This window comes from Stenotrophomonas sp. Steno-Z1, assembly GCF_056393175.1.
On record NZ_JBWJPB010000002.1, the window covers coordinates 185633 to 207745 of the forward strand.

Here is a 22113-nt window from a genome sequence, read left to right on the forward strand (position 1 = left end):
GTGAGTATGTACGCACTCATTTAATAGGTGAAAAAAGGGGCTCATCGCTGGATGCCTTTCCAGAACAGGTCGAAGCCGGCCTGCTGTAGCGTCTGCCGGCGCTCCGGCTCGGCCGCCATCGCCTCCAGGGTGGTTTCCAGCAGGTTGACCAGCACCCGGCCCAGGTAGAACGGCAGGCGCTCGCCATCGATGTGGTCGGCCAGGCTGGATTCCAGCCTCTGCAGCATGCTGCCGAACAGGCCGGCGCATTCGCTGCGGGTCTGCTCGCTGATGCGCTCGGATACCTTGAGCTGGCGCAGCGCCATGCGATCGACCGGGTAGGTCGACCCCCAGTCAATCAACGCATTCCAGGCGTGCAGTAGCATCCCGTGCGCATCGGCCTCGGCGGGGAAATGGGTGCCGAGCGCCATCGACAGCCGGGTTTCCAGGCGCACGAACAGCGCGTTGAGCAGCGCATCCTTGGTCGGGAAGTAGGTGAACACCGTGCCTTCGGCGACCTTGGCCGCGCGCGCGATCTGCGCCGTCGACGCGCCGATCCCCTGTGCCGCCACCAGTCGGGCAGCCGCATCGAGGATGGCATCGTGTTTCTGTTCGCTGAGCGGGCGGGCCATGACAATGAGTAAGTGAGTGCTTGCTCATTTATAGCCCTGCGCGAGGGGCAGTGCAAGGGCCGCCCACGAGGCCGCAGGGGATCGTTCAGCCAGCGGGGCATCGGCCGCCGGACACCGCCGCCGTGCCCCGGTCCCCGGGGCAGATTGTCACCGCACGGGGCGAGGGCTATAACGCGGTTCTGGACTGCCCGCTGGAGCGCCGCACATGCCGTCTCGAACGCCCGGCACTTCCCCGCCCGACCCGCCTGCGGTGCGCCTGCTGGCCGGCGGCAACCCGCAGATCGCCAACGGCCAGGGCGACACCCCGGTGCAGGCGTATATCGCGGCGATGCCCGGCTGGAAGCGTGCGATGGGCACGCGTCTGGATGCACTCATCCGCGATGCCGTGCCCGGTGTGCGCACGGCGGTGAAGTGGAATTCGCCCCTGTACGGCGCGGGCGGGCAGGGCTGGTTCCTGAGCCTGCATTGCTTCCGCGGCTACATCAAGGTGGCGTTCCTCCGCGGCGCGGCGCTGACCCCGCCACCGCCGGAGCCGTCGCGGAGCGGCGATACCCGCTACCTGCACATCCGCGAAGACGCGGCGCTGGATGAAGCGCGCTTCGTGGCCTGGGTCGTGCAGGCGAGCGGGTTGCCAGGCGAGCGCATGTAGTCCACTGCCACGAGGAAACTGCGATGACCAAGCCAACCCCCGGCACCGCGCGCGCGGCCGCATCGGCCGCCGACACCGGCGCGTCCGCGGCGCAGCAGATCGACGCGACGATCGCCCGCCTGGACGACTGGCGCGGCGCGACCCTGGCGCATCTGCGCCGCATCATCCGGGCGGCGGATCCGGAGGTGGTCGAGACGGTGAAATGGCGCGGCGTGCCGGTCTGGGAACATGACGGCATCCTGTGCACCGGCGAGACCTACAAGGCCGCGGTGAAAATGACCTTCGCCCGGGGCGCCGCGCTCGAGGATCCCACCGGCCTGTTCAATGCCAGCCTGGACGGCAACGTGCGGCGCGCGATCGACGTGCATGAAGGCGAGACGATCGACGAAGCGGCGTTGAAGGCGCTGATTCGCGCCGCGGTGGCCGCGAACGTTGCCGCCAGGGCGGCAGCGCCCGGCAAACGCAGGGCGACGTCGCCGCGGCGTGGTACGCACGACGCGCCCTGATCCGGTAGCCTGTGGCCAGCATTGGACGCCACTACCACGACAAGGAGCAGCATGCGTCATCTTTCCTGGGCCCTCGCGGGCCTGCTGCTGTCGCCGCTGGCGGCGGCACAACCGGCACAACCGGCATCGCCCGCAACGCAGGCGGACACGTTCAACCAGTTGTTCGGCAGCACCTGCATGACCCACCTGAACTCGGTGGACGGCCTGACCGCCTGGATGGCCGCGCGCAACCTGGCGCCGCTGGATGACACGGTCGCGCAAAGCTTCCTGCATGGCACGCCGGGACGGGCGTGGGCCATCACGCTCGATGGCGACCAGTACGCGGTGTCACGCACCGATGCGGGCCTGTGCGCCGTGTACGCCCGGCGCATGGACGGCGAGCAGCTGCAGTCGCGCTTCGCCGCGCTGGTGAGCAAGGCGCCGGCACCGATGACCGCACGGCAGACCCCGAGCCCGGCGTCGAGCACGGCGACGCGGCGTTCGGTGTCCTATCTCTGGTCGTGGCCGGACGAGACAATCTCGGGGCTGCTGTTCACCTTGACCACCTCCAGCGATCCGGATGCGCCGCTGCAGGCGATGATGTCACTGGCGCGTACCCGACTCGACGACGACGCGGCGGCGAAGGCTGCGCCGCCCTCCGCGCGCTAGCCCTCGCGGGGCGGCTGCGCGACGCAGTGTGTCGCGCATGTGGCAGGTGCGCGGTGGCACGGACGGGCGGATTCGGCAAAGATGGTGCACTGCATGATCGCCCCTGGCGACCGTGCAGGTCTCCCCCATTGAAACTGGAATGCCTGTGCTGAGTGTTGTTGGTGTGCTGCTTGCGCTGTACGTGGTGTGGCGTGTGGTCTGGCCGTTGCAGGTGTCGTTGTCCCTGCGCGGGCCGCTTGGATTGCTGGTGGTTGCGTTGGCGCTGCACCACCGTATCGTGGCCCGTTTCGCCGGCACGATGGCCTCGCCGGAGATTCCCAAGGCCGCCATCGCGGTGCTGGCCACCGGCTTCACCACGCTGCTGCTGGGCGCGGTGATGCTGCTGCTGCTGGACCTGCTGCTGCTCGGTGCACGCCTGCTGCGCTGCCCACGCGCCACCGCGGCGCTGCGCGGGGCTGCCTTGCGTCCCGCGGCCTTCGGCGTTGCCCTGCTGCTGTCCGTCTACGGCATCTGGCAGGGCATGGCGGTACCGCAGACACGCCAGGTCGAGGGGGTCATCGACGACCTGCCCGCTGCGTTCGATGGCTACCGCGTGCTGCAGTTGACCGATATCCACGCCAGTCGCCTGCTCACCGGCAGCTGGGTGGCCAAGGTGGTGGCCAACAGCAACGCATTGAAGCCGGACCTGGTGGTGATCACCGGCGACCTGATCGATGGCAGCGTGGCCGCGCGTGCGGCCGACGTTGCGCCGCTGGGCGCGCTGCGTGCGCCGGACGGGGTGATCGCGATCACCGGCAACCACGAGTACTACGCGCAGTACGCCGCCTGGATGCAGGCCTTCCGCTCGCAGGGCATGCAGGTGCTGGAGAACAGCCATGTGCAGGTCCAGCGCGGCGGCGCGGCGCTGACCATCGCCGGAGTCACCGACCCGGTGGCCAGCAACTACGGGCTGCCGCCGCCGGACCTGGGCGCCGCGCTGGCCGGTGCCGATCCCAAGGCGCCGGTGATCCTGCTCGACCACCGGCCGATCGCGGCACCCGCCAATGCGGCACGCGGGGTGGCGTTGCAGCTGTCCGGGCATACCCACGGGGGCCACATCCTGGGCATGGACCAACTGGTGAAACGGGCCAACGGTGGTTACGTGTCCGGTCGCTACGACGTGGATGGCATGACCTTGTACGTCAGCAACGGCGCTGGCCTGTGGCCGGGCTTTGCCGCGCGCATCGGCGTGCCGTCGGAGATCACCCTGATCACGTTGCGGCGGGCGGCCTCGGCACGCTGAGCCGGCCGCAGGGAACGCGCGCATCGCCAGTGGTGGTGACGCGTCGCGCGTGGCGTGCAGACATCGGCGCGCGCCGCAATACGGGCGTGTGGCGGGCACGCGCGATGTCATAAGACGGTCATCGCGCGGGCGCACCATTTTCACGTGAGGTCGGCAGCGCCCGTGCGCATGCGACCCCGTGGTCTGCGCCCGTCATTTCCCCTTGTCTGCATGACTGCCTGGCCCTGGCCGGGCGGAGCGTGCCTGCCCGAGTACGTGAACACCATGAAAAAGAACCTCTTGGCCGTTGCCGTGATGCTGGCCACGACGCCTGCCGCCTGGGCGCAGGACGCTAGTACGCCCGGCACCGACAGCGCCACCGACCTCGACGCGGTCTCGGTGATCGGCAGCGGCGAGGCACGCCAGGTACAGCGCATCACCGCGCAGAACCTCGACATCCTGCCGCCGGGCACCAGCCTGCAGAAGGCGATCAACATCCTGCCCGGCGTCAATGCGCAGTCGGCCGACGCGCTGGGCACCAACGAGCAGTCGATGACCCTGAGCCTGCGCGGCTTCAATGCCACCCGGCTGGGTTACACGCTGGACGGCGTGCCGCTCGGCGACGGTGCCTACAACAACTACAACGGCCTCACCATCAACCGCGCGCTGATCAGCGAGAACATGGCCGGTGCCGAACTGGCGATGGGCATCGGCAGCCTGGGCACGCCGTCCACCAGCAACCTCGGCGGCACGCTCAGTTACACCTCCAACAACCCGCTGGCTGCGATGGGCGGCCGCCTGGTGCAGACCTTCGGCAGCGACAGCAACCGCCGTACCTTCGTCCGCGCCGATACCGGTGAACACAACGGGTTCTCGGCGTATGTGTCGGGCATGAACGCGGCCTCGGACCTGTGGAACGACCAGAGCGCCTACAACCAGTCGATCACCAAGCAGTTCAATGCCAAGGGCGTCTGGAATGTTGGCAACGGCCGCATCGCCGCCTTCGTCGACACCTCGCGCACCTCGCAGGCCGACTATTTCTATCTGTCCAAGAACGAAATGGCACGCGGGCTGGGTTGGGACTGGGGCGGCTATGCGCCGGACTGGAACAAGGCCGTGGCCAAGGCATACTGCAACACCGCCACCTACGTGAAGGCCAAGTGCGATGCATCCGGCCCCGACCGCGATGCGGACGGTGCGTTCACCGCCGGGCAGATCCTGCGCGACGACAACCTGTACTCCCTGTCCGGTGACGTCTTCCTGGCCGATGGCGTCAGCCTGCATGCGCTGGCTTACCACCATGATGACCACGGCGAGGGCCACAACTGGAACAGCGGTGCATGGTCGAACAAGGGCACCGCGCAGGAAGTGCCGATCATCTTCCGCAACACCATCTACCAGATCGACCGCAACGGGGCCACGCTGTCCGTCGACTGGGACCTGGGCGCGCACCACATCGAAGGCGGCCTCTGGTACGAGCGCAACGAAAGCAGCGCCGAGCGCTACCAGACCGCGGTCACCGGCCCGCGCGACCTCAGTGGCATGAACAGCACCCAGGCCGATGTTGGCGTGTTCGCCCAGCGCACCCGCTGGGAAACCAGGCAGGCCTACCTCAAGGACACCTGGCGCCTGCTCGACGACCGGCTCACCATCGAATTCGGGGTCAAGAGCCCGCATGTCACTTCCGACGCGGAGGCGCTGCCGGGGACGGCCAGGACGCCGATCGCGGCCAGCTCCAACAACCAGTTCGCCAGCGGTCGGTTGAAGATGCGCAAGTCCGCGCTGCCCAGCGTGGGTGCCAATGTCCGCCTGACCGACAGCCAGGAACTGTTCGCCAGCTATGCCGAAAACATGGCGATGTTCCAAGGCGGCTTCAAGCTGGGCCCGCAGGCGGTGAGCCAGGCCACGTGGAACGCGCAGGGCGACCTGGAGCCGGAGCAGTCGAGCTCCTTCGAGGCCGGCTACCGTTACGTCGGCGCGTCCCTGCAGGCTTCGCTGGCCGCCTACACGGTGCGCTTCGACAACCGCCTGCTGCAGTACAACCCCTGCGACTCGCGCCAGCCGGTGGGACCGTCCTGCGGCAACCGCTTCTACAATGCCGGCGGCGTGGATAGCCGAGGCGCGGAACTGACCGTGGTGTGGACGCCCAGCGAGCACCTCACCTGGTACAACTCGGCCTCGCTGAACCGCTCCACCTACCGGTCGGATTATGTCCAGGCCGGCGTGGTGCAGCCGATCGAGGGCAAGATCCAGACCGATACGCCCAAGCAGATGTTCGCCAGCGAGATCACCTGGCGCGACCACGGCTGGTTCGCCACGCTGCGCGGCAAGTACACCGGCGAGCGCTTCTACACCTACACCAACGACCAGGGCTTTGGCGGGTTCACCGTGTTCGACGCGTCCGGCGGCTACGACTTCGGCCGGGTCGGCGTCGCCCAGGGCGTGCGACTGTCGGTCAACGTGACCAACCTGACCGACAAGCGCTACGCCAGCAACCTGGATTCCAGCGTATTCGCCCCGAGCGACCCGACCGGCACGATCTACGTGTTCCACGCCTCCGCACCGCGCCAGGTGTTCGGAACGGTCGATGTCCGTTTCTGACCGCCGGCCCGGGCCGCGCGAGGTGGTGTTCGCCGCGCTGCTTGCGCTGATGGCGGCGCCGGTAGTCGCCGCGGCCCCGGCCCGTCCCGCCGCGGCGTCGGACACGCCGGTACTCGTCGCCGCCGGCGCGCTGCCGGCCGGCACCGTGGATTTTCTCGGCGACACGCTGGGCTCGTTCTCGTCGCTGGCCGTGGATGTCGGGCATTGGACGCGCACCGCCGACGGCTACCGCGGCGTGCTGTGGACGCTGCCCGATCGCGGCCGCAACGATCCCGATGCCGGCCTGTTCTACGATTACGCCGGGCGGCTGGAACGCCTGCAGCTGCGGATCGAGATCGGCGCCGGCCAGCGCGCCGGCCAGGTTACGCTGACGCCCGACGGCGGGCTGCTGCTGCGCGACTTCAACGGCGAGCCCTTCACCGGTGCCGATCCGGGCGAGCATACCGTCGTGCAGAACGGCATCCTGCTGCCGTCGCCCGCGCAGGGCGTGGGCGCGGGCAAGATATCGCTGGATGCCGAAGCGCTGCAGTTCACCAACGATGGGCACTTCTACATCGGCGACGAGTACGCCGCGCACGTGTACTACTTCGCCCCCGATGGTCGCCTGCAGGGGGTCATCGTGCCGCCACCCGCGGTGCAGCCCCGGCGCGACGGACGGGTGATGTTCGATTCGCGCCGTGCCCCGGACAGTGGCCGGCGCAACAACCAGGGCGTGGAGGGCATGGGTCTGTCGCCCAACGGCCGCCGCCTGTTCGTCGCGCTGCAGAGCGCGCTGGTGCAGGACACCGCCACGGGCGACGCCAGCGGCCGCATCAACACCCGGGTGATGGTCTATGACGTCAGTCGCGATCCGCTGCCCACCCGGCCGATCGGCCACTACGTGGTGCAGCTGCCCACCTATGCGCAGGATGGCAAGGGCACGCCGGACCACACCGCCGCACAGAGCGAGCTGCGCGCCTTGGACGACCACCGCTTCCTGCTGCTGGCCCGCGACGGCAACGGGCTGGGCAGCGACACGCGCGATCCCATCGTCTACAAGTCGGTCCTGCTGGTCGATACCCGCGGCGCCAGCAACCTGGCGGGCAGTGACTACGAGCAGGGCATCGCCTCAGTCCTCGCGCAGCGCGACGGCACCGCGTTGAAGCCCGGCATCGTGCCGGCGCGCAGCCACGTGCTGCTGGACCTGCTCGACCCGGTACACCTGGCCCGCGCCGGGCTGGACACCGCGACCGCCAAGGGGGCGCACGCCGGGCTGCTGTCGGAGAAGTGGGAGGCGATGGATCTGCTGCCAACACGCGACGCGACGCGCCCGGACGAGCGGCTGCTGCTGGTGGGCAACGACAACGACTTCATCGCGCGCCACTGTGTCATGCAGGGCATGCACTGCGACAGCGCCTACGAAAACGACAACCGGGTGCTGGTGTATCGACTGACGGTGCCGGCGCAGGCGGCGGATACGCACTGAACCGGCAGGCCGGCTTGGCAAGCGGGCCCGGAATTGCGAGGCTGGTCCTTTCAGGTGAGCGGCGGGTGCGGATGAAAGCGATGTACACAGGCCTGGGGGCGATCATGGTGCTGGCCACGGCCAGCGGTTGCGCGACGCAGGGCGATGCGGTGCGGCGTGCGCCTGCGGCGACCCAGCCGGCGAGCGGTGTAGTGCTGCCCGATACCGAAAGCTGGCGCGTGCACGATCCGGCCGGGCGCGATTACCCGATCTGGGTGGCGTTGCCCGCCAGCTATGCGGCCCACCCCGAGCGGCGCTACCCGGTGCTGTACGTGACCGACGCGCTGTACAGCTTTCCGCTGGTGCGCAGCATCCGCAACCTGGTCGGGCAGGGCGGCGCCAACCTGGAGGACTTCATCCTGGTCGGGCTGCCGCCGCAGGAGGGCCTGACCTCGAAACAGAGTCGCTCGCGCGATTACACCCCGACCCGGCCGGTACGCCACAGCGGGGACGACTACAGCGATGACGTGGTCTACGGCGGCGCGGCGCACTACCGTGACTTCCTCGCCGCGCACGTGCTGCCGGCGGTGGACGCGCGCTACCGCACCGACCCGGCACGACGCAGTTTTGCCGGTCATTCGTATGGCGGCCTGTTCGGCAGCTTCGTGCTGGTCACGCGCCCGGAGATGTTCCAGACCTACATCCTGTCCAGTCCGTCGTTGTGGTTCGACAACCACGTGGTCGACCCGCTGGAGCAGGCCTACGCGCAGCAGCACCGCGCGCTGCCGGCGCGGGTACTGCTGGCGATCGGCAGCTTGGAAACGATCAAGCCAGAGTCGCGCTACCTGACCCGCAACGACATGCTCAAGGACAACCAGGCCTTCGCCGACCGCCTGCGCCAGCGCGGGTATGAAGGGCTGCAGGTGGAGACGTCGATCATCGACGGCGAAGACCATCTCACCGTCTATCCCACCACGTTGACACGCGCCCTGCTGCAGGTGTTCCCCGGCAGTGAGCCGTACGACGGCGGCTGAGCGTCGGCGCGCCGGGTCAGGCCGCGCCGGTGGCCGGCTGCAGCGCGGTCGCCTGCACCAGCTCCGGTGCCAGTGCGTGGGCGACGGCCATGCGCAGCATCGCGGGGCTGACATGGCGGCGGTGAACCCGGTTGATGGCCGCCATGTAGAGCCGCCCGAAGTGATTGTGGGTACGCACCCGGGTGCCCAGCGCGACCACGGCGGCACCGTCGTCGAGCAACTGCACGCGCACGCAGGAGCGGAAGCGCAGGTGGCGGTCATCGGCACCCAGCAGCACCTCGGCACTGCGGTCGTCGGGGGACCGCGACTGCGCATGCACCGGGAAGCGCTGCGCGAACCGTTCGCCAGGCGCGTCGGACAGCAATGACGACACCGGGCACCCCAGCGGCGACGTGCGCAACTGCAGCGGCGCGACCAGCACGTTGCGCAGCGCCATCAAGCGCCCGACGCTTGGCGGCGGATTGTGCACGAAGCCGTCCAGCACCGATTCCAGCACCGCCGCGGCGGAACGGCTGCCGATACTGCGTGGCGGCAGGGTCAGCGTGGTGTAGTCCTCGTGGTCGACGTCGCCTGCCAGTGCCTGCTGCAACAGGGAATCGGCGGGCGCGGCCGATGCACTGTGGATGGGATGGGCGGCGGCGCTGCGGCCGACGTAGCCGTGCGCCGGCCGCAGCCGGGCCAGGCCGCTGCGTACACGCCCGACCAGATCACGGCTGCGCGCGCACAGGCCCGCCAACGCCGATCGTGCCGGCGCGTGCAGCGACAGGCTCACCACCGGCAACCGCGTCAGATCGGTCTGCGCCAGCACCTGTTGCACCACCGGTGGCAGTGTCTCGGTGAGGGTGGGGATGTCGGCCGCGCCGGCATCGACGCGTGCCCGTTGCGCCCCGGTCAGCGCACCACTGCGCTCGTTTGCGTGGCAGGACAGCGCGAACAGCGCCGGATGGCGCGGGTGCCGGGAGACGAACTGGTGCCAGGTGCCGCTGCCGAAGCGCACGGTGAACAGGCAGTCCGGCGGGATGTCCACGCAGCGCAGGGCGTGCAGGAAGGCGGCGGGGTCCTGCTGCAGCTGCGCGTCCGATGCGGTGGAGAAGCGCAGCTGCGCGCCGCCACTGCCGGCAATCGCGGTGAACATGCGTGGCCCGGCGTGGCGATGGAAGGGATGCCCGTGCTGGCCCACCGAGAAGGAATACAACGAGGAGGCATCGTCGTGCGCCAGGTGCATGCCGCCCAAGCGCGCGGAGGGCTCGTCCAGCGCATCGACGAAACGCGGGTGCGCTGCCTGGCGGATGCCGGCATCGCGAACCAGCTGGTCACCGGCACCGATCCCGAGCTGGGCGATCAAGGCCACTTCCACCGGGCTGCCTTCGCCGCAGGAGGGCAGGCTGACGCTGGGGAAGGAACGACTGACACGGGTGGTATCCAGCATGACGAGCTCCTTGTCGTGGGACGGTGCGGTTCAGGTCGCCGGCTTGCGCCGCGCCCGGGCGCGGCTTTCGCGCTGCAGCGGGCCACCGACCGGACAGACCTCGGCCGCCCACGCGAACAGCGTGTTGGCCAGTGTGTCCGGCACCTGGCGGAAGTACACGAACTGGCCGCGCTTCTCGCGCTCGATAAGCCCGGCATCCTCGAGGATGCGCAGGTGGCTGGACAGCGCCGGCTTGCTGAAATCGAAGCGCTCGCCCAGCTCGCCCGCGCTGAGTTCGCCGCCGTTGAGGTAGGCCAGGATCTGCCGGCGGGCGGTGGAGGCGAGGGCGTCGAAGATGCGGTCCATGGGTGGCAGTTAACTAATTCGTTAACTGATAGTTACCCCGTGGCGTCGCGGTGTCAAGTCGGATACGACGTCTCGACGTCTCGACGAGCTGCACGGTACGCGAGTGGGACCGGTTCGGCGCATACTCGGCACGGACCAACCACGGAACGGCTCATGCGCACGCTGCCCTTGTCATGCGCCGCGGTCCTCGGCACGGCGCTGTGCGCCGGGTGCACGGGGGACGTCATGCATGCCGCCTACCCTGACAGGGCCGCCGCGATCCGCGACGATGCGGTAGGACGTGGCTGGGTTCCAGCGTGGGTCCCTGCCAGCGCCACCGATCTGCGCGAAGTGCATGATCTGGACAACAACCAAAGTGCATTGAGCTTTGCGACGGGCAGCGAGCACTGGGTTCCGCCTGGAGACTGTCGCTCGGTGGCGGCGGATCTCGTGATCCCGAGTGCCCTCCAACTGCACCCGTGGCCGTCGCTGGAGGTCGTGCTTGCCCACTATGACGTGCGCCGCTGCGACGAGCCGGAGTCAGCGACCGAGAGCTTCCTGGCCATACCGCGTGACGGTGGGAGCGCACTGTTCTGGCGGGTGCATCGCCGTTGAGGATGGCGCCGTGGCCGGCGTCCCACGGGGGTGATGAGCAGGCCCGGCGACCTCGCGACCCGCAGGCGTGAAGGGCACGACAGCATCCCTGCACGGCGCGGTCACCGTCGCGCGCCGACGCTGGCGGCCTGTTCCCTGCCTGGATGCACCATGACCACCCTGACCCTGCACGACCTGGCCAAGAAGATGGCCCACATCGACTTCACCATGCTGCAGACCCACGCCGCCAGCGGCGACATCGCGGCGCGCCCGATGAGCAACAACGGCGACGTGGACTACGACGGCGACAGCTGGTTCTTCACTACCGAAGACACCGACATGGTCCGCGAGATCCAGCAGGATCCGAAGGTCGCGCTGAGCTTCACCGGCAGCAAGTCCTTGCTCGGCAAGCCGCCGCTGTTCGTGGCGGTGCAGGGCAGGGCCACGCTGATCCGCGACAAGGCGATCATGCAGCAGCACTGGGTGAAGGACCTGGAGCGCTGGTTCGAACAGGGCGTGGACAGCCCCGGGCTGGTGCTGATCCACGTGGCCGCCGTGCGCATCCACTATTGGGATGGCGAGGACCAGGGCGAGATCCTGCGCTGAGGAAGCCGGGCATGGCCGCTCCCGTCACGCCGAAGGTCGGCTGTGCCGGCTGGTCGATTCCCAGCCGCTACGCCGCGCTGTTCGGTCCCGGCGACAGCGCGCTGGCGCGCTACGCCACGCGCCTGGATGTGGTGGAGATCAACTCGTCCTTCTATCGGCCGCACCAGCGCAGCACCTACGCGCGCTGGGCGGCCGCGGTCCCGCCCGGCTTCCGTTTCTCGGTGAAGCTGCCGCGCACGCTGTCGCATGATTCCGGGCTGGTCGGTGTGGGTCCACTGCTGGACCGCTTCCTGGACGAGGCGGATGGACTGGGCGCGAAACTGGGCGGCCTGCTGCTGCAGTTGCCGCCCTCGCTGGCCCTGGATACGCGCCGGGCCGGCGGATTCTTCCGCGCGCTGCGCCGGCGCAGCGCGGTGGCGCTGGTCTGTGAGCCGCGCCATCCCAGCTGGTTCGAGGCACGGGCCGATGCCCTGCTTGAAGAGCATGGGGTGTCCCGTGCTGCGGTCGACCCGCCGCGCGTGGCCGCTGCCGCTGTCCCGGGCGGCGCGTCGTCTTGGCGCTACTGGCGCTGGCACGGCGCCCCGCGCATGTACTACAGCGACTACCCGGACCCCGCGCTGGCCGACCTTGCCCGGCAGGTCCATACCCACCGCGTAGGCCGGGATGCGCCGTGGGTGATCTTCGACAACACCGCGCACGGCTTCGCCATTGCCAATGCCCTGCGCCTGAAGGAGATCGCCGCGCATGCCTGAAGGTCCTTCCATCGTCATCCTGCGCGAGGCGGCGGCCAAGTTCCGCGGCAAGACCGTGCGTCGCGCGCTCGGCAACAGCAGCCTGGACCTCACCCGCATGGAGGGGCGTCGGGTGCTGGCGCTGCGCAGCTGGGGCAAGCACTTCCTGGTCCAGTTCAGCGGCTTCAGCCTGCGCGTGCACATGCTGATGTTCGGCAGCTACCGCATCGATGAACGCAAACCGTCGCCGCCGCGGGTGTCGCTGCAGTTCGACAACGGCGAGCTGAACATCTACGCCTCCTCGCTGAAATACATCGACGGGCCGCTCGAGGACACCTACGACTGGCGCGGCGACGTGATGGACGACGCCTGGGACCCGCGCCTGGCCCGGCGCCGGCTGAAGCTGCAGCCGGACACGCTGGTCTGCGATGCGCTGCTGGACCAGGACCTGTTCGCCGGGGTGGGTAACATCATCAAGAACGAGGTGCTGTTCCGGACCCGCGTGCACCCGGAGTCGACGATCGGCAACCTGCCGCCGCGCGTGCTGGGCAAGGTCATCGCCGATGCACGCGCCTACAGTTTCAACTTCCTGGCGTGGAAGAAGGCCGGGGTATTGCGCAAGCACTGGCAGGTACACACCCAGCGCACCTGCCCGCAGTGTGGCGGCCCACTGTCCAAGACCTACCCGGGCAAGAGCCGCCGGCGCACGTTCTTCTGCCCCAACTGCCAGGTCCGGTACTGACCGCTCCTGCTTGGCGGTGAGCGTGCGCCGCCGGCGCTGCGGTAGGATGGGGCCGTCCCACGCCGTTACGCGCGTCCTGCGCGGTCTGTTGCCGACCGCCCGCTTCGCTCCACTTTCCGAGTCGCGCTTCCCGTCGGGAGGGCGCACTCCCCGTGTCCCACGGAGCGCACATGCCGGGCTATAGCACCCGCATCCTCACCATCCCGGTTGCCGGCCGCGACTATCGCATTCGCGCGTTGAGCGACCTGCAGCAGTTTGCCGACCCGACCGGCCGCGCCCAGCGCGCCGGCATCCATTCGTCGTTGTGGAGCCTGTTCGGCCAGGTCTGGCCTGCGGGCCGCGTACTGGCCGAGACCATGAGCAGCATCGACGTGGCCGGCAAGCGCATCCTGGAGCTGGGCTGCGGCCTGGGTCTGGCCAGCCTGGTATTGGCCAAGCGCGGCGCCGACGTGGTGGCCAGCGACCACCACCCGCTGGCCGAATCGTTCCTGGCCTACAACGCCGGCCTCAACGACCTGCCGGCGATCCACTACCGCGATCTGCCGTGGGAGTTGCCGGATACGACACTGGGCCGGTTCGACCTGATCATCGGCAGCGACGTGCTCTACGAGCGCGGCCACGCCCTGCAGATCGCCAGCATGATGGAGCGCCATGCACGGCCCCGCGCCGAGCTGCTGCTGACCGATCCGGGGCGCGGCAATGTTGGCGCGTTCTCACGTGCCATGGCGGCGCAGGGGTATGCGGTGGATGAGGCCTACGGTCTGTTCGATGACGAGGGCGATGCCCCCGGGCGCGGCCGGCTGCTGCGCTACACCCGCGAGGCGCTGCCGGCCCTGGCTGGGTGACCCCGCGCAGCGGCGATGTGGTGGTGGCGTGAGTCCGACGGCGCGGCGGGTGAAGTAGGCTCGGCGCATCCTGTCGCCGATGTCCTTGCCGATGCGTGTTCTTCGTCCCACCTGTCTCCCGCGCGTTGCTGCCGCCCTGCCGGTGGGCGGCGCATGAGCGTGTCCACGCCGCTCGATGCGTCACGCCGCACGCGTTCGATGATCGTCGCCGGCCTCTCCACCGTGGTGGAGTGGTACGACTTCACGCTGTATCTGTACCTGGCCACGGTGCTGTCGCGGGTGTTCTTCGGCGGCGGCGAAAACGCCTTGTTGGCGACGCTGGCCGGCTTTGCCGTCTCCTACCTGATGCGCCCGCTCGGCGCGTTGTGCTTCGGCCATCTCGGCGACCGCTTCGGGCGGCGCTACATGCTGCTGGCCTCGATGTTGCTGATGACCGTGGCGATGCTGGCCACCGCGCTGCTGCCCACCTTCGACCGCATCGGCGCCAGTGCGGGCGTGCTGTTGCTGTTGCTGCGCTGCCTGATGGCGTTTTCGGTGGGCGGTGAGTACACCGGGGTGGTGGCCTACCTGCTGGAGACCGCGCCCCCGCGCCGGCGCGGCCTGATCACGTCGCTGGCCTCGGCGGCCAGTGAAGTGGGCGCGCTGCTGGCGGTCGCGTTGTCGGCGCTGACGGTGGCGGTGCTGAGCACCGCGCAACTGGATGGCTGGGGCTGGCGGATTCCGTTCTTCGTCGGCGCGGCACTGGCCGCTGCGATCCTGCTGGCACGCTCCACCATGCACGAGTCGCCCGAGTTCGAGCGCCAGCAGGCCGCGGGCACCGTGCCGGTCGCGCCGATCCGCGACACCTGGCGCTTCCATCGCGGTGCGGTGGCGCGCACGTTCGCGATTTCCGCGTTGGGGTCGATCACCTATTACGTCGGCATCACCTACGTGCCCGCGTTCCTGGGCTCGGTGGGCGAGGTGGGCGAATCCGAGGCGCTGTGGCTGTCCACGCTGGCGGCGGTGGCCGTGATCGTGGTGACGCCGCTGGCCGGGGCCTTGTCCGACCGGCTCGGGCGACGCCCGCTGCTGATCGTGTTGGCCATGCTCTGCGCCTTGCTGCCGCTGGGCATGTTCACCCTGATGGCCGGCGGCAATACGCTGCTGATCGGGGTCGGCGCGGTAGTGCTGGCCTGCCTGGCCGGCGGCGTGAGCGCGGTGGCGGCACCGGCGACGGCCGAGCAGTTCCCCGGCGAAGGCCGGCTCAGTGGCCTCGCGCTTGGCGTGACCATGGCCACCGCCTTTTTCGGCGGCGCCACGCCGTTGCTGGCCGAACTGCTGGTGCGGCATACCGGCTGGGCCTCGGCACCGGGCGCGATGATCGCTGCCGTTGCCGTGGTGGTCCTGCCGGTCATGTGGACCCTGCGCGAGACCCGCCCGCGGTAGTGCCGGCGGTTGGCCGGCGTCAGGCGCGCGCCGTCAGCGCCGCGCGCTCAGCTGCCGCCCTCGGTCGGCAGCGGCGCGGGCACGTTCAACAGACCGCCCGCGGTCACGTACGCGGCCAGGGCCTGGCCCTGGCTGAGCAGATGCCGTTCCATGGTGCGCTCGGCCGCGACCGGATCGCGCCGTCGGAAACACTCCATCAGCTCGCGGTGCTCGGCCAGTGACTGCGCGGTGCGGCCCGGCGCCAGCAGCTGGCGGCCACGATGCATCTTCAGGATGCGGTGCAGGTCGTGGGTGATGCGGATCAACCACGGGTTGCCGGCGTAATGCTGCACGGTTTCGTGGATGAGGTAGTTGTTGCGGTAGTACTCGGCGATGTTGCCCGCCGCGGCCGCAGCCTCCATCGCCGCGTGCAGGTCCTCGAGCAGCTGCACCCCGGCGTCGTCGATATGCCGCACCGCCTCGTGCGCGCAACGGCCCTCCAGCATCGCCATCACCGGGAACAGCTGGTTCAGGTCTTCCAGGGTGAGCCGGGTCACCCGGCAGCCACGCCCGGCGTCGATCTGCACCAGGCCTTCGGCGGCCAGCAGCTTCAACGCTTCGCGCAACGGCGTGCGGCTGATGGCCAGTGCTTCGCACAGCGCGGGTTCGTCGATCCACTCGCCCGGCGGCAGGCGGTAATCGTAGATCCACTCGCGCACGTGCTCGGCCACCTCTTCATACAGAGGGGCGCGCTTCTTGGTGGATCGCGGGGCAGGAGCAAGGGCCATGCCCAATTGTAATCCCTCCATCCAGCGGGGGCGGGGCCGAGCATTGCCCGGCCCCGCCGATACCAGGCGTTACATCCAGCCCGGCACCACGAAGACCAGCCACGCCAGCAGCGGTCCAAAGGCCACCACCAGCCCGCTGTAGACCAGGAACTGGCGGAACAGCGACTCGCGCTCTTCCTTGGCTGCCGAGGCCACCACCAGCGCGCCGTTGGTCGAGAACGGGCTGACGTCCACGATCGTGGAAGACACTGCCAGTGCGCAGATCACCCCGGCCGCGCCCAGGTGGCCCTGCATCAGGAACGGCACCGCCAGCGGGATCGTGGCGCCGAGCACCGCCGCCGACGATGCGAAGGCGGACACGATGCCGCCGACGTAACAGACCAGCAGCGCGCCCAGCAGCGGGATGCCGATCTCCGATACGCCATTGCCGATGAAGTCCACCGCACCGGCTTTCTCCAGCACGCCCACGTAGGTGACCACGCCGCAGATCAGCAGCACCGTGGACCAGCTGATCCCGTCCACTGCGCCCTTCTGGCTTTTCGGCGACAACAGCGCCAATGCCACCGCCACCGTGATCGAGACCAGGCCGACGTTGAGGTTGTAGATCAAGGCGGCGATGCCCAGCCCGAGCAGGCCGACCAGGGTGAACAGCCGCTCGCGGGTGATGCCCACCGCCTCCAGTGCGTCGGGATCGTTGGACAGCGTGCCACCGCCGGCGGCGACCAGTGCGCCGTGGCCCTCGATCGCGAACTGCCGCGACGAGGCCTGCGGCCCACCGGCCACTGCCAGCTCGGCGTTGCCCACGCCACCGGCCACCGCCACCGCGCCACGGCGCAGCAGCGCCACGCCGCCGAAGGCGAAGAAGCAGATCGTGGCCATCATCAGGTTGAAGCCCAGGCTGGTCAGGAATACCGCCATCTCGGTCACCTCCAGCCCGGCCTTCTGCACCACCCCGTTGGTGATGCTGCCGTACACGCTGATCGGCGAGAAGCCGCCGGCCTGGGCGCCATGGATGACCAGCAGGCCCATCAGCAACGGGTTGATCCGGTACTGCTTGGCAAACCGCAGCGCCACCGGCCCGATGATCGCCACCGCTGCCGGGCCGAGCGCACCGAAGGCGGTGAGCACCGCGGTCACCACGAACATCACCCACGGAATGGCCACGATGCGGCCACGCACCGCACGGACCGCCCAGTGCACCAGCAGGTCGATGGTGCCGTTCTTCTGCGCGATGGCGAACAGGTAGGTGATGCCCACCAGGGTCAGGAACAGGTCGCCGGGGAAACCGGCCAACACCTCCTTGCCCTCCATGCTGACGAACACGCCACCGATGATGAACGCCAGCGCGAAGGCCACCGCGCCCATGTTGATCGGCAGTGCGGTGGCGACGATGAACATGATCACCAGACCGATGATCGTTGCGACTTGTGGACTCATGCGCCCTCCCAGACACTTGACTCGCGTACAGCACGGATGGAAGCCCGCCATCCCGGGGTACGACGTGCTACGGCACCACGACAGCACTCACGCCAGCCGGCCCAGGGCGGCATCGACCCACGCGGCCGCACCGTCCAGGCCCTGGAATTCTTCGACCGCACGCACCTCGCAGCACGGGTAGTCGCTGGCCACCATGCGCGCCAGCGCGGTACCCGGGCCGAGCTGCAGGAACACCCGCGCGCCGCGCTCGAACGCCTGGCGCATGACCTGCGACCACTCGATGGTCTGCGCCAGCTGCGCGGCCAGGGTGTGCTCCACGCCCGCGCGGTCGCGCACGGCGCGTGCATCGATGCCGGCCAGCACGGTCGAGCGCGGGGCCTGCAGCGCGGCCTGCGCCAGCGCGCCGGCGAAGCCCTCGGCGGCGCGCGCCAGCAAGGGGGTATGCGCAGGCACGTGGACCGGCAGCGGGCGGATCTCGGCGCCGCGCGAGTGGGCGGCCTGCGCCAGCGCCTGCAGGGCCGCGCGCGCGCCGCCCACGATGAAGTGGTCGGCGCCGTTGGCGATGGCGATATGCACGCCGTGCGCGCTGCACAGCGCCTGCAGCGGTGCACGCGCCAGCCCCAGCACGGCCTGCATGCCCGCGGCGGGCGGGCTGGCCGCATCCATCAGGCGGGCGCGCTGCCCGGCCAGGGCCAGGCAGGTGGCCGCATCCAGGCTGCCGGCGATGGACTGCGCGGCCAGTTCGCCGATGCTGTAGCCGGCCACCACGGTGGGCGGCGGCAACCGCTCGCGCAGCCCCTGCCAGTGCGCCAGGCTGGCTGCGCACAGCAGCGGCTGCGCCTGCACGTTGTCGAACCGATCATCCGCTGCTGCCGCGTCGCAAGCCGTACGCCCGAGGACGCGCGCTGCCGCGTCCAGTACGCCCTGGGCGGGCGCCAGCCCGCGCACCCGGTCGAACATCGCCGGATGCTGCGCGCCCTGGCCGGGGCAGAGCAGGGCCAGGCTCATGCGGCCTCCTGCTGCAGCAGGAACCAGCTGCAGGCGAGCAGGTCGGCGCTGCCACCGGGGCTCAGCCGGCGGGCGACGAAGCCATCGCCGATGGCCGCCAGGTGCACGCGCCACTGCGGTGCGAAGGCACCACCGGCGGCGATGAAGTCGCGCGCCTGCAGGCGTGCCCAGGCCAGGCCTGCAGCGCCGCCCCGGTGCAGCAGGTTGAGATCGTCCACGTGTGCCACCAACCGCATCAGGGTGTGGCACAGCGCCGCCTCGCGCGGCAGTCCGGCGGCCAGCGCGTGGCGCAGGGTGGGCACGCCCAGCTCGCGCAGGATCGGATAGCCGGCGATGGCCTGCTCGCGGACGCCGGCGACGCCATGGGCGGCGCGCATGCGCTGGCCGGGGCTGTTGGCATCCAGCGGCGCGCTGGCCACTGCCGGGGCCCAGCGCTGCACGGCCAGGCACACCTGTTCGGCAGCGGGTGTGCGGCCCGTATCGCGGCGCAAGGCCGCGGCAGCCGCCACCAGCAAGCCCAGGCTGAAGATCGCGCCGCGATGGGTATTGATGCCACCGGTCGCGCGCAGCATCGCCGCCTCGGCGGCGATGCCGTGGCGCCGCAACTGCGCGAAGGGAGCGGCGGACGCGCCGGCACGGGCGGCGTCGCGGAAATAGTGGCGCAGCGCGAACAGACTGCGCAGGAAGGTGCCCGCATCCATGTCGGCGTGGCTGCCGCTGTCGAACGGGGTGACCAGGCCGGGCTTGGGCGCGCAGGCCAGCTCTGCGTGCAGGCTGGCGATGGCCAGCCGCCCCAGCCGTGCGCTGTCCACGTGGGCACGGGGGTGCGGGTGGGCGAGGGCGGGCATGCTCATGCCGGAACGCCCGCCGCGTCAAACAGGGCGTCGCGCGGCGCCAGCGATGCGCCATCGCTGCATTTGAGCAGCACCTGGCGCGTGGTGCCGGCGTACTCGCGCCAGTTCACGGCCGCGCCACTGGCCAGCAGCAGCTCGCCATCCACACGTCGGCCGAAACGCACTTCCCACGCGTGCAGGCGGGTGACCAGCCGGTTGGCCACATCCGGCGAATGCACGCGCCACAGCAGGTCGATGTCCGAGCCGGCGTGCACGTAGGCCAGGCCGGTCAGGGCCTGCCACGCGAATGCACCGAACACGCGCGCCGGCGCGATGGCATCCAGCGCCTGCAGCGCAGGCGCCCATGCAGGTGGGTGGACGAGGCCGGGCGCGGCGATCAGCTCGGCCAGCGTCGGCGGCGCCTGCTGGCGCGTGATGTCCAGCAGCGGCACGCGCAGCGCCAGCCGTTGCTTGCCCTCGCCGGGCGGCAACGGCACGCCCAGGCGCAGGCGCGGGTCGGGATCATCGGCGGCGCGCCGCGCCACCACGGCGGGCCAGCCGCGCGCGAACCATGCGGCCAGGCGCGCCTCCTGCGCGGGCAGGTCGGCTTGCCAGTCGGCCTGCGCCGCCAGCCAGACCAGCGTGTGGCGGGCGGGCTGCTCAGGCATCGCCGGCGGCCACCCGGGCGGCAACCGATGCGGCCAGGCCGCGGCCGCCGCGTTCGGCACCGCGCGCGGCGCGCCGGTCGCCGTCGACCGGCGCGGCCAGTGCCTGCAGCAGCGCCGCCGCGAGGTCGCCGTCCCACACCGATTGCACCGCGCCCATCGCGACGTAGTTCTCCACGCCGGGAGCGAACACCGGCGAGCTCTGGCTGAGTGCCTGCAGCTTCTCCAGCGGCTGCTTGGTCACCCGGGCCATCGCGCGCAGGTCCATGACCCGCACCTGGGCACTGGGCAGGGCGTGGATGTGGTCGGCCATCAGCCCGAAGGAGAGGAAGCCGCCGCTGACCGATTCGCCGTACACCAGCGTCACCAGTCGTGCGCCGCGGCGGCGGGCCAGGTCCAGGCTCTGGGCCAGGTGCGCGAAATAGCCGTTGATGCCCAGCAGTTCGTCGCGGCGCGCCAGCCGCTGGCCGGCGGTGTCCACCAGCATCACGATCGGGCGTTGCGGATCGGCCGCCGTGCTGGCCAATACCGTCTCGGCCAGGCGCAGGGCGTGGTCCACGCCCACCTCGATCTTGTCGGTGGTGCCGATGACGGTGACCTCGCCGGCGGCGGTGCTGGCGGTGCCGGTCAACACCGCATCGTGCACGGCGATGGCATGGCCGGCGGGAAACAGGGCGTCCAACAGCGGCGCCAGCGCGGGTGACGAGGCAGGCTGCGCGGTCATGGCAGGCTCCGGTTGGCCGTGGCGGCAAGGAAGTCGTCGGTGTCCAGCAAGGGCAGGCGTTCCGGTGCAGCGATGCCCTGCAGCGCCCAGATCTCCAGGCCGTCGCGGCAGCCACCCCACGCCTGCGCACGCGCGCTCAGCGCGGCATGCCGCGCCTGCAGGGCGGCCAGGGCGGCATCAGTGTCGCTGCTGTCGGTGTCCGGCTGCAGCGCGTCGAACGCCGCCTGCGCGAACGCGTCGATCGCATCGGGTACCAGCACCTGGGCCTGGTCGATCAGGTAGCGGTGCTTGCCACCGGTCACCCGCCACACCAGTGCGCGATCGCGCGAATCGAACTCCTCCACGCCGCGTACCGTTTCGATCACTTCCGGGCCGGACAGCGACAGGCGACCTTCCTCGGACATGATCACGCGCGTGCAGCAGCGGGCGACGATGCCCATGCCGCCGAAGGCGCCGTTGCCGCTGCCGATCAACGCCAGCACCGGCACCCCGGCGGCGCGCGCATCGAGCGTGGCGCGCATGATTTCGGAAATGGCGATCAGCCCGGCGTTGGCCTCATGCAGGCGCACGCCGCCGGTATCGAGCATCAACAGCACGCCGGCCGGTCGGGTCCGGGCGGCGCGCTGCAGCAGCCCGGTGAGCTTGGCGCCATGCACCTCGCCCACGCCGCCGCCCATGAACTGCCCCTGCTGCGCGGCGACCAGCACACGCGTGCCGCGCAATCGGCCTTCGCCCACCACGATGCCGTCGTCGAACGCGGCCGGCTGGTCGAGCTGGGCCAGATGCGGGCTGGTCACGCGTTGCGCCGGGCCCAGCAGTTCCTGGAAGGAACCCGGGTCCAGCAGCCCGGCGATGCGCTCGCGCGCGTCGGCCTCGTAATAGCTGTGGCGGTGCACGATGCTCATGCGCCGCCTCCGCTGCCCAGCGACTGCACCGCCTGGTCCAGGCGCAGGCTGACCACCGCCGGGGTGGCGCCGGCGTCGTTGATCGACACGCGCACGTCGCGCAGCGGGTGGCGCTGCGCGAAATCGCCGATCACCGCTTGCCAGATGCTGCCGAACCCTTGCGCGGCGGTGATGATGCGCACCGCCATCGCGCCCTCCAGCGCGGCCGGCTCCAGCAGGATTTCCAGGTTGCCCGAGGCCAGCACGCCCACCAGCACGGCCCCGCTGGGGAAGTGCACATCGGTGCTGCCGTTGAAGCGATAGTCGAGGGTTTCCATGTGCCGT

The 22113-nt window shown here is 70.1% G+C and carries 24 protein-coding genes; 13 read left to right on the forward strand and 11 right to left on the reverse strand.

The features are described from left to right. Positions 1 to 41: 41 nt before the first annotated feature. Positions 42 to 611 (reverse strand): TetR/AcrR family transcriptional regulator, encoded by a 570-nt coding sequence (locus AC06FD_RS07565; RefSeq protein WP_478077469.1) that lies wholly within the window; start codon positions 609 to 611, stop codon positions 42 to 44. A gap of 205 nt (positions 612 to 816) precedes the next feature. Between AC06FD_RS07565 and AC06FD_RS07570 the strand changes: the two genes are divergently transcribed. The 7 genes from AC06FD_RS07570 (at position 817) to AC06FD_RS07600 (ending at position 8754) form a co-directional block, all read left to right on the forward strand. Further along, on the forward strand, positions 817 to 1260 hold the full coding sequence (locus AC06FD_RS07570) for a DUF1801 domain-containing protein (RefSeq protein WP_478077470.1): 444 nt from the start codon (positions 817 to 819) through the stop codon (positions 1258 to 1260). A 23-nt stretch (positions 1261 to 1283) separates the two neighbouring features. Beyond that, on the forward strand, positions 1284 to 1766 hold the full coding sequence (locus AC06FD_RS07575) for a DUF1801 domain-containing protein (protein ID WP_478047571.1): 483 nt from the start codon (positions 1284 to 1286) through the stop codon (positions 1764 to 1766). A gap of 51 nt (positions 1767 to 1817) precedes the next feature. Further along, complete coding sequence (locus tag AC06FD_RS07580) at positions 1818 to 2414, forward strand: NMCC_0638 family (lipo)protein (protein WP_478077471.1); 597 nt, start codon at positions 1818 to 1820, stop codon at positions 2412 to 2414. A 139-nt stretch (positions 2415 to 2553) separates the two neighbouring features. Next, entirely contained in the window at positions 2554 to 3696 is a 1143-nt protein-coding gene (locus AC06FD_RS07585; protein WP_478077472.1) for a metallophosphoesterase, read from the forward strand. A gap of 264 nt (positions 3697 to 3960) precedes the next feature. Next, positions 3961 to 6276, forward strand: a complete 2316-nt coding sequence (locus AC06FD_RS07590; protein WP_478077473.1) for a TonB-dependent receptor — start codon at positions 3961 to 3963, stop codon at positions 6274 to 6276. After that, on the forward strand, positions 6263 to 7741 hold the full coding sequence (locus AC06FD_RS07595) for an esterase-like activity of phytase family protein (protein ID WP_478077474.1): 1479 nt from the start codon (positions 6263 to 6265) through the stop codon (positions 7739 to 7741). Before AC06FD_RS07590 ends, AC06FD_RS07595 begins: the two co-directional genes overlap by 14 nt. Before the next feature lie 80 nt (positions 7742 to 7821). Next, positions 7822 to 8754: an alpha/beta hydrolase gene (locus AC06FD_RS07600; protein WP_478077475.1), complete on the forward strand. Its 933-nt coding sequence runs from the start codon at positions 7822 to 7824 to the stop codon at positions 8752 to 8754. Positions 8755 to 8770: 16 nt separating this feature from the next. On the opposite strand, the gene AC06FD_RS07605 is transcribed toward AC06FD_RS07600, so the two are convergent. Both AC06FD_RS07605 and AC06FD_RS07610 read right to left on the reverse strand, forming a co-directional pair. Then, the gene (locus tag AC06FD_RS07605; protein ID WP_394161704.1) at positions 8771 to 10183 is read right to left on the reverse strand and encodes a DUF2867 domain-containing protein; all 1413 of its coding nucleotides are present in this window, start codon (positions 10181 to 10183) and stop codon (positions 8771 to 8773) included. Between the two features lie 30 nt (positions 10184 to 10213). Next, positions 10214 to 10528 carry a metalloregulator ArsR/SmtB family transcription factor gene (locus tag AC06FD_RS07610; RefSeq protein ID WP_259203811.1) on the reverse strand — a complete coding sequence of 105 codons (315 nt, stop codon included), beginning with the start codon at positions 10526 to 10528 and terminating at the stop codon, positions 10214 to 10216. A gap of 153 nt (positions 10529 to 10681) precedes the next feature. On the opposite strand from AC06FD_RS07610, the gene AC06FD_RS07615 reads away from it, so the two are divergent. The 6 genes from AC06FD_RS07615 to AC06FD_RS07640 all read left to right on the forward strand — a co-directional run bounded on the left by AC06FD_RS07615 (position 10682) and on the right by AC06FD_RS07640 (position 15450). Further along, positions 10682 to 11122, forward strand: coding sequence for a YbbD-related protein (locus AC06FD_RS07615; protein ID WP_449334852.1), 441 nt, complete (start codon positions 10682 to 10684; stop codon positions 11120 to 11122). Between the two features lie 150 nt (positions 11123 to 11272). Next, positions 11273 to 11707, forward strand: a complete 435-nt coding sequence (locus AC06FD_RS07620) for a pyridoxamine 5'-phosphate oxidase family protein (protein WP_259203815.1) — start codon at positions 11273 to 11275, stop codon at positions 11705 to 11707. Positions 11708 to 11718: 11 nt separating this feature from the next. Further along, positions 11719 to 12459 carry a DUF72 domain-containing protein gene (locus AC06FD_RS07625; protein ID WP_478077476.1) on the forward strand — a complete coding sequence of 247 codons (741 nt, stop codon included), beginning with the start codon at positions 11719 to 11721 and terminating at the stop codon, positions 12457 to 12459. Then, positions 12452 to 13180 carry a DNA-formamidopyrimidine glycosylase family protein gene (locus tag AC06FD_RS07630; RefSeq protein ID WP_478077477.1) on the forward strand — a complete coding sequence of 243 codons (729 nt, stop codon included), beginning with the start codon at positions 12452 to 12454 and terminating at the stop codon, positions 13178 to 13180. Before AC06FD_RS07625 ends, AC06FD_RS07630 begins: the two co-directional genes overlap by 8 nt. A gap of 170 nt (positions 13181 to 13350) precedes the next feature. Beyond that, positions 13351 to 14025, forward strand: a complete 675-nt coding sequence (locus AC06FD_RS07635; RefSeq protein WP_478077478.1) for a class I SAM-dependent methyltransferase — start codon at positions 13351 to 13353, stop codon at positions 14023 to 14025. A 153-nt stretch (positions 14026 to 14178) separates the two neighbouring features. Further along, positions 14179 to 15450 (forward strand): MFS transporter, encoded by a 1272-nt coding sequence (locus AC06FD_RS07640; RefSeq protein ID WP_259203819.1) that lies wholly within the window; start codon positions 14179 to 14181, stop codon positions 15448 to 15450. Positions 15451 to 15497: 47 nt separating this feature from the next. Here the strand turns inward: AC06FD_RS07640 and AC06FD_RS07645 are convergent, their stop codons facing one another. From AC06FD_RS07645 to mdcC, 8 genes are all read right to left on the reverse strand, one after another. Then, complete coding sequence (locus tag AC06FD_RS07645; RefSeq protein ID WP_478077479.1) at positions 15498 to 16217, reverse strand: GntR family transcriptional regulator; 720 nt, start codon at positions 16215 to 16217, stop codon at positions 15498 to 15500. A 69-nt stretch (positions 16218 to 16286) separates the two neighbouring features. Next, complete coding sequence (locus AC06FD_RS07650) at positions 16287 to 17654, reverse strand: SLC13 family permease (RefSeq protein ID WP_259203821.1); 1368 nt, start codon at positions 17652 to 17654, stop codon at positions 16287 to 16289. Between the two features lie 87 nt (positions 17655 to 17741). Further along, on the reverse strand, positions 17742 to 18662 hold the full coding sequence (gene mdcH / locus AC06FD_RS07655; RefSeq protein WP_259203822.1) for a malonate decarboxylase subunit epsilon: 921 nt from the start codon (positions 18660 to 18662) through the stop codon (positions 17742 to 17744). After that, positions 18659 to 19510 (reverse strand): triphosphoribosyl-dephospho-CoA synthase MdcB, encoded by an 852-nt coding sequence (gene mdcB / locus AC06FD_RS07660; protein ID WP_478077762.1) that lies wholly within the window; start codon positions 19508 to 19510, stop codon positions 18659 to 18661. Before mdcB ends, mdcH begins: the two co-directional genes overlap by 4 nt. 2 nt (positions 19511 to 19512) lie before the next feature. Further along, on the reverse strand, positions 19513 to 20163 hold the full coding sequence (gene mdcG, locus AC06FD_RS07665; protein ID WP_478077480.1) for a malonate decarboxylase holo-[acyl-carrier-protein] synthase: 651 nt from the start codon (positions 20161 to 20163) through the stop codon (positions 19513 to 19515). After that, positions 20156 to 20884, reverse strand: coding sequence for a biotin-independent malonate decarboxylase subunit gamma (mdcE, locus tag AC06FD_RS07670; protein ID WP_478077481.1), 729 nt, complete (start codon positions 20882 to 20884; stop codon positions 20156 to 20158). The genes mdcG and mdcE overlap by 8 nt, the downstream gene beginning before the upstream one ends. Continuing rightward, positions 20881 to 21789, reverse strand: coding sequence for a biotin-independent malonate decarboxylase subunit beta (locus AC06FD_RS07675; protein ID WP_478077482.1), 909 nt, complete (start codon positions 21787 to 21789; stop codon positions 20881 to 20883). Before AC06FD_RS07675 ends, mdcE begins: the two co-directional genes overlap by 4 nt. Continuing rightward, a complete protein-coding gene (mdcC, locus tag AC06FD_RS07680) occupies positions 21786 to 22106 on the reverse strand; it encodes a malonate decarboxylase acyl carrier protein (protein WP_259203828.1) in 321 nt (106 codons plus the stop codon). The genes AC06FD_RS07675 and mdcC overlap by 4 nt, the downstream gene beginning before the upstream one ends. Positions 22107 to 22113: the final 7 nt, after the last annotated feature.